Source organism: Pseudomonas coronafaciens pv. oryzae str. 1_6, from assembly GCF_000156995.2.
Taxonomy (GTDB): Bacteria; Pseudomonadota; Gammaproteobacteria; order Pseudomonadales; family Pseudomonadaceae; genus Aquipseudomonas; species Aquipseudomonas tremae.
On the sequence record NZ_CP046035.1, the window covers coordinates 1,028,913 to 1,042,185 of the forward strand.

The window sequence follows — 13,273 nt, forward strand, 5'->3', positions numbered from 1 at the left end:
TCCTCAGAAGCCTTCAGGTGCGCGAGTGTGCCAATCAGTGACTTGCTGATACTGATGCGCCACATTCAAGAGGCGGCCTTCCTGGAAATACGGAGCGAGCAGCTGCACGCCGACCGGCAGACCATCGACAAAACCCGCTGGCATGGACAAGCCGGGCAGGCCCGCCAGGTTGGCGGTGATGGTGTAGAAGTCTTCCAGGTATTCGGCAATCGGGTCATGAGTCTTGGCGCCGATTTTCCAGGCCGGGTTAGGCGTGGTCGGGCCGAGAATCACGTCCACTTCGGCAAATGCGCTCATGAAATCGTTCTTGATCAGGCGACGGATTTTCTGCGCCTGCAAGTAGTAGGCGTCGTAGTAACCCGCCGACAGCGCGTAGGCGCCGACCATGATGCGACGCTGGACTTCCGGGCCGAAGCCTTCGGCGCGCGAACGCTTGTACAGGTCGGTCAGGTCTTTCGGGTCTTCGCAGCGGTAGCCGAAGCGCACGCCGTCGAAACGCGACAGGTTGGACGATGCTTCTGCCGGGGCAATGACGTAGTAGGCCGGGATGGCATGCTGCAGGTTCGGCAGGCTGACTTCCTTGACGATAGCACCGAGCTTTTCCAGCTCTTTGACGCTTTCATGCACCAGCTGCGCGATGCGCGGGTCGAGGCCTGCACTGAAATACTCTTTCGGCACGCCGATACGCAGGCCCTTGAGCGAGGTATTCAGGCTGGCGGAGTAATCCGGGACCGGCTCGTCGATGCTGGTGGAATCCTGCGGGTCAAAGCCGGCCATGCCTTGCAGCAGCAGTGCGCAGTCTTCTGCGGTGCGAGCCATCGGCCCGGCCTGATCGAGACTGGAGGCGTAGGCGATCATGCCCCAGCGCGACACACGACCGTAGGTCGGCTTGAGGCCGGTGAGGTTGGTCAGTGCCGCAGGCTGGCGGATCGAGCCGCCGGTATCGGTACCGGTTGCGGCAGGCAGCAGGCGTGCAGCGACAGCGGCTGCCGAACCACCCGAAGAACCGCCTGGCACGCATTCCAGGTTCCACGGGTTTTTCACGGCGCCATAGTGACTCGACTCGTTGGCCGAACCCATGGCGAATTCGTCCATGTTGGTCTTGCCCAGCGTCACTGTGCCAGCCGAGGCCAGTCGTGAAACCACGGTGGCGTCGTACGGTGCCTTGAAATTATCGAGCATCAGCGAGCCGCAACTGGTGCGGATGCCCTGGGTGCAAAACAGGTCCTTGTGCGCCAGCGGGGCGCCTAGCAGGGCGCCATTCTCACCAGCTGCACGCCGAGCGTCCGCCGCCTGGGCCTGAGTGATGGCCAGGTCTTCGGTGAGGGTGATGAAACTGTTGAGCTGCGGGTCGAGCTGTGCAATGCGCGACAGCAGAACCCGGGTCAGCTCTTCAGAAGAAAACTTTTTTTCGGCGAGTCCGCGAGCGATCTCGGCCAGAGTCATTTGATGCATGCAGGCGCTTTCCCTTACTCGATGACTTTCGGAACCAGATACAGACCGTCCTGGACCGCAGGTGCGATGGCTTGGTAAGTGTCGCGGCGATTTCGCTCGGTGACAGCGTCTTCGCGCAGGCGCTGGGTTGCTTCCAGCGGATGGGCCAGCGGGTCGATGCCGGTGGTGTCGACCGCCTGCATCTGATCGACCAGGCCGAGAATGCTGTTCAATGCCTCGGTAGTACGCGGGATATCGGCGTCATTTAGCCCCAGTCGGGCCAGATGAGCGATTTTTTCCACGTCGGAGCGTTCAAGCGCCATGGGGTATCTCCAGTGGAAGGCTGACGGATTTGCTTTGTTGCCAATTGCGGAACACTATCGCGTTATGACTGTCTCAAGCCGCTAACGTCGAGGGTAGGGTTCGGAAAAGCGTCAATTTAGCATATTGGCTCCTTGCCCAAAATCCCTGTCGTTGTTAGAGTTTGCCGCACTTTTTTTACCACGCGTTCCCTAGGGTCCCTTTCCCATGTTCAAGAAACTGCGTGGCATGTTTTCCAGTGATCTATCCATCGACCTGGGCACTGCCAACACCCTTATCTACGTGCGTGAGCGCGGTATCGTTCTGAATGAGCCCTCTGTCGTCGCCATTCGTACTCATGGCAACCAGAAGAGTGTCGTCGCTGTCGGTACCGAGGCCAAGCGCATGCTGGGCCGTACTCCAGGCAACATTGCAGCCATTCGCCCCATGAAAGACGGCGTTATCGCCGATTTCAGCGTCTGCGAAAAAATGTTGCAGTACTTTATCAACAAGGTTCACGAAAACAGCTTTCTGCAGCCCAGCCCTCGTGTGCTGATCTGCGTGCCGTGCAAATCCACTCAGGTTGAGCGTCGCGCCATTCGCGAATCGGCCCTGGGCGCAGGCGCACGGGAAGTATTCCTGATCGAAGAGCCAATGGCAGCAGCCATCGGCGCGGGTCTGCCAGTAGAGGAAGCTCGCGGTTCGATGGTTGTCGACATCGGCGGCGGCACCACGGAAATCGCGCTGATCTCCCTGAACGGTGTGGTGTATGCCGAATCTGTACGTGTGGGCGGCGACCGTTTCGACGAAGCGATCATCACCTACGTGCGTCGCAACTACGGCAGCCTGATCGGCGAGTCCACCGCCGAACGCATCAAGCAGGAAATCGGCACGGCCTACCCGGGCGGTGAAGTGCGTGAAGTCGACGTCCGTGGCCGTAACCTGGCTGAAGGCGTGCCTCGTGCGTTCACCCTGAACTCCAACGAAGTGCTTGAAGCACTTCAGGAGTCGCTGGCGACCATCGTTCAGGCGGTCAAAAGCGCCCTGGAACAATCGCCTCCAGAACTCGCTTCGGACATCGCCGAACGTGGTCTGGTGTTGACCGGTGGTGGTGCGCTGTTGCGTGATCTGGACAAACTGCTGGCTCAGGAAACAGGTCTGCCGGTGATCGTTGCCGAAGACCCGCTGACCTGCGTGGCGCGTGGCGGTGGCCGTGCGCTGGAAATGATGGATAAGCACACCATGGATCTGCTCTCCAGCGAATAATTCGCCGGGGTGCCTTTCATGGAGCCTTTTGTATGCAGGTGGCGTATGTGCTACCTGTGTGCATTAGGCTGACGCCGAAACAGGTGCCTATCTCTCTCATTTGTCCGGGCCGGTTACATACCGCATGAATAATTGCCATTTGAAGTTCGATCCGACGATCGCATGCCTGGAAGGAGCGGCCTATTAAACCGCTTTTTACAAAAGGCCCGTCGCTGGGCGTTCGTCTGCTGGTGCTGGCCGTTCTGTCGGTTGCGTTGATGGTTGTCGACGCCCGCTTTACGATCCTTAAGCCCGTGCGCAGCCAGATGTCGATGGTGCTCATGCAGTCCTACTGGATCGTCGATCTGCCACAACGTTTGTATCAAGGCGTTGCCAGTCAGTTCGGTAGCCGCACCGAGCTAATCGCAGAAAACGAAAAACTCAAGACTGAAGCCCTGCTCCTGCAAGGTCGCCTGCAAAAGCTGGCGGCATTGACCGAGCAGAACGTTCGTCTGCGCGAGTTGCTGAATTCCTCGGCACTGGTCAATGAGAAGGTCGAGGTCGCCGAGCTGATCGGCATGGACCCGAACCCTTTTACCCATCGCATCATCATCAACAAGGGCGAGCGCGATGGCGTGGTGCTCGGCCAGCCGGTGCTCGACGCGCGCGGCCTGATGGGCCAGGTTGTCGAGCTCATGCCCTACACCTCACGCGTCTTGTTGCTGACTGACACGACCCATAGCATCCCGGTGCAGGTCAATCGCAACGGTCTGCGCGCCATCGCCAGTGGCACCGGCAACCCGGAGCGTCTTGAGCTTCGGCATGTGGCAGATACGGCTGACATCAAAGAGGGCGACCTGCTGGTCAGCTCCGGGCTCGGCCAGCGTTTTCCGGCAGGCTACCCGGTGGCGACCGTCAAGGAAGTCATTCACGATTCCGGCCAGCCGTTTGCGATCGTTCGCGCTGTGCCCACGGCAGCCCTGAATCGCAGCCGCTACCTGCTGCTGGTGTTCTCCGACGGTCGCTCGCCGGAAGAGCGGGCAGCCGACGCTGCGCAGGCTCAGGAATCGCTCGACAAGGGTATCGAGCCTACAGTGATGGCGACATTGCCTCCGCCGGCGCCCGCATTCCCGATGTGGCCGCAGGCGAGCATCCCGGTATTCCCCGGCAGCACCGCTGCTCATAAATCTGCCGCTCAGCCGACGACGCCAGCGCCTGCCGCTGTGCCTGTCACGCCAGCGAAGCCCGCCTCCCGGCCTGCCTCGTCCCGACCGGCTGCAACGACGCCTTCCGGCGCCCGGGAGCCTATCGATGGTTAGTCATGTTTCCGGACGCAATGGCTGGGTGGTCTGGCTGACGTTCGCGATCGGCCTGCTGCTGAGCGTTTCGCCGCTGCCACAGTTCATGGAAATCTTCCGGCCCTTGTGGCTGGCCTTGCTGCTGACCTTCTGGGTTCTGACGCTGCCGCACAAATACGGTATGGCCACTGCGTGGATACTCGGGCTGATGGAAGATGTGCTGTACGGCACATTGCTCGGCCAGAATGCGCTGATCCTCAGCCTGATCACGTTCCTGGTGATGTCCTTGCAGCAGCGCCTGCGCATGTTTCCCATGTGGCAGCAGTGTCTGGTGCTGTTGGTAGTGTTTGGTCTGGCGCAGCTTGCGCAGCTTTGGCTGAGCGCGTTGACGGGTAATCGTCAGCCCACTCTGGCGCTGGTTCTGCCGGCGCTGGTCAGTGCGCTGTTGTGGCCCTGGATAAGTTACGGCCTGCGTGGATTGCGCAAACGTTTGAAAATCAATTAAACGCAAGGTGAGCGAGACGCCCTGTTGCGTCGTTCGTGCTCACCCGCACAGACACGGAGATGTCCTTATGCCCTTGCTTTATCTGGCTTCTGGCTCGCCGCGCCGCCGCGAACTTCTGACTCAGATCGGTGTGCCCTTTACTGTGCTGGGCGCTCAGATCGACGAAACCCCTCTTGACCACGAAACCCCTGCGGCCTACGTCGAGCGTCTGGCGCTCGGAAAGGCCCAGGCCGGGCTGGCGTTGTTGCCAGCCGATCAGCAGGCGTGTGTGATGGGTGCTGACACCGCAGTAGTGATGGATGGACGCATTCTCGGCAAACCGGTCGATGAAGCGGACGCCCTGGCCATGCTGAATGCCTTGTCAGGGCGTGAACACAGCGTGCTGACGGCCGTCGCGCTCTGTGACCGGCAACGCAGTGAAACCCGTGTCGTGAGCAGTCTTGTGCGCTTTCGCCCGATTCAGGCCCCTGAGGCACACGCCTACTGGGCCAGCGGCGAACCTGCCGACAAGGCCGGGGGCTATGCCATTCAAGGGCTGGCGGCGATTTTCGTCGAGGCCTTGCAAGGCAGCTATTCTGGGGTTGTGGGTCTGCCTCTGTGCGAAACCGCAGAACTGCTCGGCCGTTTCGGCATACCCTGCTGGCAATGCCTGGAAGGTGACAAGTCATGAGTGAAGAGATTCTGATCAACATCACCCCCATGGAATCACGGGTAGCAGTGGTGGAAAACGGCGTGCTGCAAGAGGTGCATGTCGAGCGCACCCAGCGGCGGGGTATCGTCGGCAACATCTACAAGGGCAAGGTCGTACGGGTTTTGCCTGGTATGCAGGCAGCGTTTATCGACATCGGCCTGGACCGCGCGGCGTTCATTCATGCATCGGAAATCTCCATGCGCGAAGGGCCTGCGGTCGAAAGCATCGCATCGCTGGTGCACGACGGGCAGAGCCTTGTGGTGCAGGTCACCAAGGATCCGATCGGCAGCAAGGGCGCACGGCTGACGACGCAGCTATCCATCCCCTCACGTTACCTGGTGTACATGCCGCGCACTGCCCACGTCGGTATTTCCCTGAAAATCGAGGACGAGGCGGAGCGCGAGCGGCTCAAGAAAGTGGTCAGTGATTGCGTGGCCCTTGAGGGTATCAAGGAGGCCGGAGGCTTTATCCTGCGCACCGCAGCGGAAGGCGCGGGTGCTGATGAAATCCTGATGGACATTCGTTACCTGCGCAGGCTCTGGGATCAGATTGCCGAGCAGATAAAGACTGTCAGCCCGCCCACGGTGATTTACGAAGACTTGGGGCTAGCGCTGCGGACCTTGCGTGATCTGGTCAGCCCGCGCATCGAGAAAATCCGTATCGACTCTCGGGAAACCTTTCAGAAGACCACGCAGTTCGTGGCTGAACTGATGCCTGAAATTGCTGATCGACTCGAGCATTATCCGGGCGAGCGACCGATATTCGACCTGTATGGCGTCGAAGACGAAATCCAGAAAGCTCTCGAGCGCAAGGTGCCGCTCAAGTCGGGCGGATATCTGGTGATCGACCCTGCCGAGGCGATGAGCACCATCGACGTCAATACCGGGGCGTTCGTGGGGCATCGCAACCTGGAAGAAACCATCTTCAAGACCAACCTCGAAGCGGCGATCGCGATTGCCCGGCAACTGCGTCTGCGCAACCTGGGCGGTATCATCATTATCGACTTCATCGACATGGAGGACGGTGAACACCAGCGTCAGGTATTGCGCACGCTCGAGAAGCAGCTGGAGCGCGACCACGCCAAGACCAACATCATCGGTATCACCGAGCTCGGTCTGGTGCAGATGACGCGCAAGCGCACCCGTGAGAGCCTTGAGCAGGTGCTGTGTGAGCCCTGCCATTGCTGTGCCGGACGCGGCAAGCTGAAAACCCCCGAGACCATCTGTTACGAAATCTTCCGCGAGATTCTGCGCGAAGCCCGTGCTTATCAGGCCGTGGGTTATCGGGTTCTGGCCAATCAGCGTGTGGTGGACCGATTGCTGGACGAAGAATCGGGCAATGTGGCTGAACTTGAGAGCTTTATTGGCCGCACCATCCGTTTTCAGGTAGAAACCATGTACTCGCAGGAACAATACGACGTAGTGCTGCTCTGAGGATGCTGGCCGTTTGAAAGTTATTTTGAGAAGTTATAACGAGCGCCCGAAGGGTTTTTGGCAGGTATGCCGTTTTATCGAGAATGATGTGTGGCGAACGAGCAAAACCTGTACCTGACCGCACCTGCACCGTTGAGCCGGAATCGATTCGCCGATTCCGGTTTTTGCATCCCGCAGTGGAGGGCATCCTGAAATGGGGCGCCTTTCTCGCATCATTGCGACTCTGACGCGCTGGGGGCTCGGCCTGTGTGCGCTGCTGCTGGTGCTCGCGGCGCTTTACGTCAGCCTCGGACGTCAGCTCACACCCCTGGTTGCCGAATACCGTGTCGATGTAGAAACCAAAGCCACCAGCGCGCTGGGCATGCCATTGAGCATCGGGCGGCTGGAAGGCAGCTGGAGCCGCTTTGCTCCAGTGCTGCTGGCCCACGATGTGATGGTCGGCGAAGGGGCGACAGCCTTGCGTCTGGATCGCGTGCGGGTCGTTCCCGATCTATGGGGCAGCCTGCTGGCCCGAGAAGTGCGGATCGCTCACCTTGAGGTAGACGGTCTGCAGTTCATCCTCAGGCAGGATCAGGACGGCAATTGGGCAGTGCAGGGCTTGCCGGTGCGTGACGACAGCCCGTTCGACCCCGAGCAGGTGCTGAACCAGGTGCAGGCGGTCGAACATCTGTCGCTGCTTGGTAGTCAGGTGACGGTGCAGCCGTATGATGCTGCGCCGATGACCTTGACCTATGTCGATCTGAGCCTGGCCACCGGCCCCTATCACCAGCGTCTTGATGCCCGCCTGACTCTGCCGGACGGTCAGCCGTTTGCGCTGAACGTGCGCTCGCGCATTCAGGCCAGTCAGTGGAAAGAAGGCGAGGCCGATATATACGCCAGCCTGCCGCAAAGCGACTGGGCCAAATGGTTGCCGAAAAGCCTCACGCGTGAGTGGAGCCTTTCGACCCTGCAGGCTGGCGGCGAGGTGTGGATGAGCTGGGGTAAAGGCACCGTCCAAAGCGCCACCGCGCGCCTCAATGCGCCGCAGATCAAAGGCGCCTACGCCGGCCGCAAGCCATCGACGGTCGATAATCTGGCACTTAACGCCTGGTTCGCGCGTACAGACGCAGGCTTTGACGTTAATCTTGATTCACTGGCGATGAGCCTCGGCAGCGATCGTTGGGAAAGCCGCCTGCAGCTGACCCAGGCTGCTGCGACACCTGACAGCGAAGAACTCTGGCACGTACAGGCTGACCGCCTCGACCTTACGCCGCTCACACCGTTGATCGACTCCTTTGCGCCATTGCCGGAAAAAGTCATGGCCGTGGTTGATGGCCTCAAGGTCACAGGCGGGCTGCGCAACGTGTTGCTCGACTATCGTCCGCAAGCCACGGGCGACCAGCGGCTCGGGTTTGCAGCCAATCTGGACAACGTCGGTTTCAACGCTTATCGCGGCGCGCCGGCTGCCGGCAATGTCAGCGGTGCAATCAGCGGCGATCTGGGACAAGGTGAGCTGCGGCTCGATACCGATGATTTCATGCTGCACCTGGACCCTATTTTCGCCAAACCGTGGTTTTACCGGAAGGCCAATGCTCGCCTGACCTGGAAGCTGGACGATCAGGCGTTCACCCTGATCGCCCCCTACATCAAGGTGCTGGGTGATGAGGGCAAGATAGCTGCGGACTTCCTGATCAAGATCCACCTCAGTCACGATCAGGAAGACTACATGGACTTGCGCGTCGGCATGGTCGATGGCGACGGTCGCTATACCAGCAAATACCTGCCGACCGCGCTCAGCCCGGAACTCGATCACTGGCTGCGCACTGCGGTGGTGAGTGGTGTGGTCAAGCAAGGTTTTTTCCAGTACCAAGGCTCGCTTAACAAGAACTCTCCTGACACAGCCCGTGTGATCAGCCTGTTTTTTGATGTCAGCAATGCAACGCTGGCGTTCCAGCCGGGCTGGCCTTCGCTGAGCGGTGTGGATGGCAAGGTGTATGTTGAAAACAGCGGTGTACGTGTCAAGGCGAGCAAGGGGCAATTGCTGAACACCAAAGTCAGCAATGTGCTGGTGAATATCCCGCATGTCCCGTCAGGTCAGGACAGCCACTTGTTGGTCGATGGCAATTTTTCCGGAGGCCTGGGCGATGGCCTGAAAATCCTTCAGCAAGCACCGATCGGCACCGGCAGCACGTTTGCCGGATGGCAGGGCGAAGGCCCGCTGGATGGCAAGCTGAAGCTGGATATTCCGCTGGCCAAGGGCGTCGAGCCCAAAGTCCTGGTGGATTTCAGCACGGACAATGCACGCTTGAAGCTGGCCGATCCGGTGCTGGAGCTGACCCGACTCAAGGGCGACTTCCGGTTCGACAGCAACAGCGGCCTGAGTGGCAAGGGCATCAAGGCACAGGCATTTGATCGTCCGGTGACAGCGGAAATCGCTGCCGAGGGCAAGCCAGGCGCCAATGTGACGCGCATTATGGCTAACGGTCAGGTCACCGTGAAGAAACTGACTGACTGGCTGAACGTTACGCAACCGTTACCGGTGTCTGGCGATCTGCCCTATCAGTTGCAGTTGACACTGGACAGCAAGGACAGCCCGATGCTGATCAGTTCCACCCTCAAAGGGGTGGCGATCGATCTGCCGGCGCCGTTCGGCAAGACGGCAGATGAAGAGCGCCCGAGCGAATTCCGCATGACCCTTCAAGGAGCCGAGCGTCGGTTGGGGGCCGCCTATGACAATCTGGCCAACTTTGCTTTCGCAGCACCAGGCGGCAAATTCGCCGACGGGCGTGGCGAGCTTTATCTGGGCCGGGGCGGCGCAATCGTGCCTGATGCCAAAGGGGTGAGAGTTCGTGGTGAACTGTCCGAGCTGGACGTTGCCCCCTGGCAGGAATTGGCAGCACGTTATTCCGGCGGTGATGCGGGTGGTAGCGCCAAACAGCTGCTCAACAGCGTAGACCTGCAGATCGGCAAGCTGACGGCGATGGGCACCACGCTGAATGACGTACGTGTTCAATTGCAGCGCAACGCCGCAGCATGGGCCTTGTCGCTGGACAGTGCGCTGGTCAAAGGTACGGCGCTGCTGCCGGACGCCAAGTCTGCGCCCATCGGCATCGACATGCTGTATGTGCGCCTGCCAGCCTCTGACCCGAATGCCACCGTAATCGAGAACGCGCCTGATCCGCTGGCGGACATAGACCCGCGCAATATTCCGGCGCTGGACGTCAAGATCGCCCAGCTGTTTCAAGGCGATCAACTGCTGGGCGCCTGGGCGCTGAAGATTCGTCCGACGCCCACTGGCATGCGTATGTCGGACCTGAGTCTGGGGCTCAAAGGCATCCTGCTTGAGGGCGACGGTGCCTGGGAGGGCGCTCCGGGTGCCAGCAGCAGTTGGTTCAAGGGCCATCTGGCCGGCAAGAACCTGGCAGATGTGCTGAAGGCCTGGAATTTTGCGCCGACCGTTACCAGTGAACGTTTCGAACTGAATGTTGACGGACGCTGGCCCGGTTCGCCTGCCTGGGTAGGCCTCAAGCGTTATTCCGGTAGCCTGGATGCCACGTTGAACAGAGGCCAGTTTGTCGAGGTCGAAGGTGGTGCCCAGGCGTTGCGCGTGTTCGGTCTGTTGAACTTCAATTCCATTGGTCGTCGCTTGCGTCTGGACTTCTCTGACCTGCTCGGTAAGGGTTTGAGCTATGACCGGGTCAAGGGCTTGTTGGTGGCCAGCGATGGGGTTTACGTGACACGCAATCCGATTACCCTGACCGGACCGTCCAGCAACCTGGAACTCAACGGTACGCTGGACATGGTTCGCGACCGGGTGGATGCCAAGCTGTTGGTGACCTTGCCAGTGACCAACAACCTGCCGATTGCCGCCCTTATCGTCGGCGCGCCGGCCATTGGCGGAGCGCTGTTTCTGGTCGACAAGCTGCTGGGCGACCGGGTTGCCCGCTTCGCCAGCGTTCAGTACAAGGTTGAAGGGCCGTGGAAAGAACCGAGGATCACCTTCGACAAGCCATTTGAGAAACCCCAGTAGCGCCTCATGGAGTACAGTGGTGGCCATGTCATCAAGGAGCGGGGCGCAATGTCTTTTGCCGTGATTCAGATGGTCAGCCAGAGCGACGTCGAAGCCAACCTGGCCGAGGCACGTGGCTTGCTGGAGCAGGCCGCCGAGGGCGGTGCCCGGCTTGCTGTGCTGCCTGAAAACTTCGCGGCCATCGGGCGTCGCGATGTAGCAGATATCGGTCGCGCAGAAGCTGATGGGCAAGGGCCGATCCTGCCATGGTTGAAACTTGCCGCTCGCGACCTCAAGTTATGGATTGTTGCCGGGACATTGCCGCTGCCGCCTGATGGTCAACCTGATGGCAAGGTGATGGCGTGCTCATTGCTGATCGATGAGCACGGCGAGCAGGTAGCCCGTTATGACAAAATGCACCTGTTCGACGTAGTCGTTGCCGACCATCGAGGCCGTTACCGTGAATCGGACGACTACGCGCATGGCAACAATGTGGTGGTAGCCGACACACCTGTCGGTCGTCTGGGGTTGACGGTCTGTTACGACCTGCGTTTTCCCGAGCTGTATACCGCGCTGCGTGAAGCGGGCGCTGAACTGATTACTGCGCCGTCGGCATTTACGGCGGTTACGGGGGCTGCGCATTGGGACATCCTGATCCGGGCGCGGGCCATCGAAACCCAGTGCTACGTGCTGGCGGCGGCACAAGGCGGGGTCCATTCGGGGCCTCGCGAGACTTACGGACACGCGGCCATCGTTGATCCATGGGGCCGCGTACTGGCTCAGCACGCGCAGGGTGAAGCCGTGCTGCTGGCCACACGCGACAGTGAAGAACAAGCGTCCATACGGGCGCGGATGCCGGTGTCCAGTCACCGGCGCTTTTTTTCGCAGGACGCCATGCGGCCTGCTTCGGAGTAAATATGAGTGATCTGTCCTCAGTCAGCGAACACCTTCTGGCACCTGGCGGCCTGACCCTCGACAGCCTGCAATCGGTGCTCTGCGAGCTTGCCGGTCCTGGTATCGACGCGGCTGATCTGTATTTTCAGGGCATGATTTCCGAGTCCTGGTCACTCGAAGACGGCATCGTCAAGGAAGGCAGCTTCAACCTTGATCAAGGGGTGGGCGTACGTGCCCAGTCGGGAGAAAAGACCGGTTTCGCGTACAGCAACGCCATCACCCATGACGCTCTGCTCACGGCTGCCCGCGCTGCGCGCTCGATCTCCCGCGCTGGTCAGAATGGCCGGGTACAGGCGTTCACGTCGCAGGACGTCGCCCAGTTGTACGCCCCGGATAACCCGCTGGAAGTGCTGAGCCGAGCCGAGAAGGTCGAGTTGCTCAAGCGTATCGACGTCGCGACGCGCGCGCTGGACTCGCGTATCCAGCAGGTGTCGGTGAGCATGGCCGGGGTATGGGAACGCATTCTGGTCGCGGCCGCTGATGGCAGCCTGGCTGCCGATGTGCGCCCGCTGGTGCGCTTCAACGTCAGCGTTATCGTCGAGCAGAACGGCCGTCGCGAGCGTGGCGGGCATGGCGGAGGCGGGCGTACCGACTACCGTTATTTCCTCGCTGACGATCGTGCGATGGGCTACGCCCGCGAAGCGTTACGTCAGGCGCTGGTCAATCTCGAAGCTATCCCGGCGCCGGCAGGCACCTTGCCTGTAGTGCTCGGTTCCGGCTGGTCCGGTGTTTTGCTGCATGAGGCGGTGGGTCACGGTCTGGAAGGCGATTTCAACCGCAAAGGCAGTTCGGCCTATAGCGGACGCATGTGCGAGATGGTCGCGTCGAAACTCTGCACCATCGTTGACGACGGCACATTGGTCGGGCGTCGAGGTTCGCTGAGCGTCGATGACGAAGGCACGCCAACCGAATGCACCACGCTGATCGAGAACGGCGTGCTCAAGGGCTACATGCAGGACAAGCTCAATGCCCGGTTGATGGGCGTGGCGAGCACCGGCAACGGTCGTCGCGAGTCTTATGCGCATCTGCCAATGCCGCGCATGACCAACACCTACATGCTGGGCGGGCAGAGCGATCCGCAGGAAATCATCGCGTCGGTGAAGCGAGGCATCTATTGCGCCAGCCTCGGCGGCGGTCAGGTTGATATCACCAGCGGCAAGTTCGTGTTTTCGACCAGTGAGGCTTACCTGATCGAAGACGGCAAGATCACTGCGCCGGTCAAAGGAGCGACCTTGATCGGTAATGGGCCAGAAGCGATGAGCCGGGTTTCGATGGTCGGCAACGATCTATCGCTGGACAGCGGCGTCGGTACATGCGGTAAGGATGGTCAGTCATTGCCGGTTGGTGTGGGGCAGCCTACGCTGAAAATTGACGCGATCACGGTTGGCGGTACGGGTAACTGAGTGTGAGTCGGGGCCGGTTGTT

The 13,273-nt window shown here is 60.3% G+C and carries 10 protein-coding genes; 8 read left to right on the forward strand and 2 right to left on the reverse strand.

What is annotated here, in order from left to right; translation table 11 throughout:
• Positions 1-3: 3 nt before the first annotated feature.
• Positions 4-1,455: an Asp-tRNA(Asn)/Glu-tRNA(Gln) amidotransferase subunit GatA gene (gatA, locus tag POR16_RS04535; protein ID WP_024668792.1), complete on the reverse strand. Its 1,452-nt coding sequence runs from the start codon at positions 1,453-1,455 to the stop codon at positions 4-6.
• 14 nt (positions 1,456-1,469) lie between these two features.
• Positions 1,470-1,757, reverse strand: a complete 288-nt coding sequence (gene gatC / locus POR16_RS04540) for an Asp-tRNA(Asn)/Glu-tRNA(Gln) amidotransferase subunit GatC (RefSeq protein ID WP_005889019.1) — start codon at positions 1,755-1,757, stop codon at positions 1,470-1,472.
• A gap of 205 nt (positions 1,758-1,962) precedes the next feature.
• Between gatC and mreB the strand changes: the two genes are divergently transcribed.
• The 8 genes from mreB to tldD all read left to right on the forward strand — a co-directional run bounded on the left by mreB (position 1,963) and on the right by tldD (position 13,251).
• Entirely contained in the window at positions 1,963-3,000 is a 1,038-nt protein-coding gene (mreB, locus tag POR16_RS04545; RefSeq protein WP_002555108.1) for a rod shape-determining protein MreB, read from the forward strand.
• A 230-nt stretch (positions 3,001-3,230) separates the two neighbouring features.
• Entirely contained in the window at positions 3,231-4,298 is a 1,068-nt protein-coding gene (gene mreC / locus POR16_RS04550; RefSeq protein ID WP_024690096.1) for a rod shape-determining protein MreC, read from the forward strand.
• Positions 4,291-4,782, forward strand: coding sequence for a rod shape-determining protein MreD (gene mreD / locus POR16_RS04555; RefSeq protein WP_024668794.1), 492 nt, complete (start codon positions 4,291-4,293; stop codon positions 4,780-4,782). The genes mreC and mreD overlap by 8 nt, the downstream gene beginning before the upstream one ends.
• A 67-nt stretch (positions 4,783-4,849) precedes the next feature.
• Positions 4,850-5,452, forward strand: a complete 603-nt coding sequence (locus POR16_RS04560) for a Maf family protein (RefSeq protein ID WP_005889026.1) — start codon at positions 4,850-4,852, stop codon at positions 5,450-5,452.
• Positions 5,449-6,906, forward strand: a complete 1,458-nt coding sequence (gene rng, locus POR16_RS04565) for a ribonuclease G (RefSeq protein WP_005889028.1) — start codon at positions 5,449-5,451, stop codon at positions 6,904-6,906. Before POR16_RS04560 ends, rng begins: the two co-directional genes overlap by 4 nt.
• 193 nt (positions 6,907-7,099) lie before the next feature.
• Positions 7,100-10,915, forward strand: a complete 3,816-nt coding sequence (locus tag POR16_RS04570) for a YhdP family protein (protein WP_005889030.1) — start codon at positions 7,100-7,102, stop codon at positions 10,913-10,915.
• A 48-nt stretch (positions 10,916-10,963) separates the two neighbouring features.
• Entirely contained in the window at positions 10,964-11,809 is an 846-nt protein-coding gene (locus POR16_RS04575) for a carbon-nitrogen hydrolase family protein (RefSeq protein ID WP_005889031.1), read from the forward strand.
• A 2-nt stretch (positions 11,810-11,811) separates the two neighbouring features.
• Positions 11,812-13,251 carry a metalloprotease TldD gene (gene tldD, locus POR16_RS04580; protein WP_005889032.1) on the forward strand — a complete coding sequence of 480 codons (1,440 nt, stop codon included), beginning with the start codon at positions 11,812-11,814 and terminating at the stop codon, positions 13,249-13,251.
• Positions 13,252-13,273: the final 22 nt, after the last annotated feature.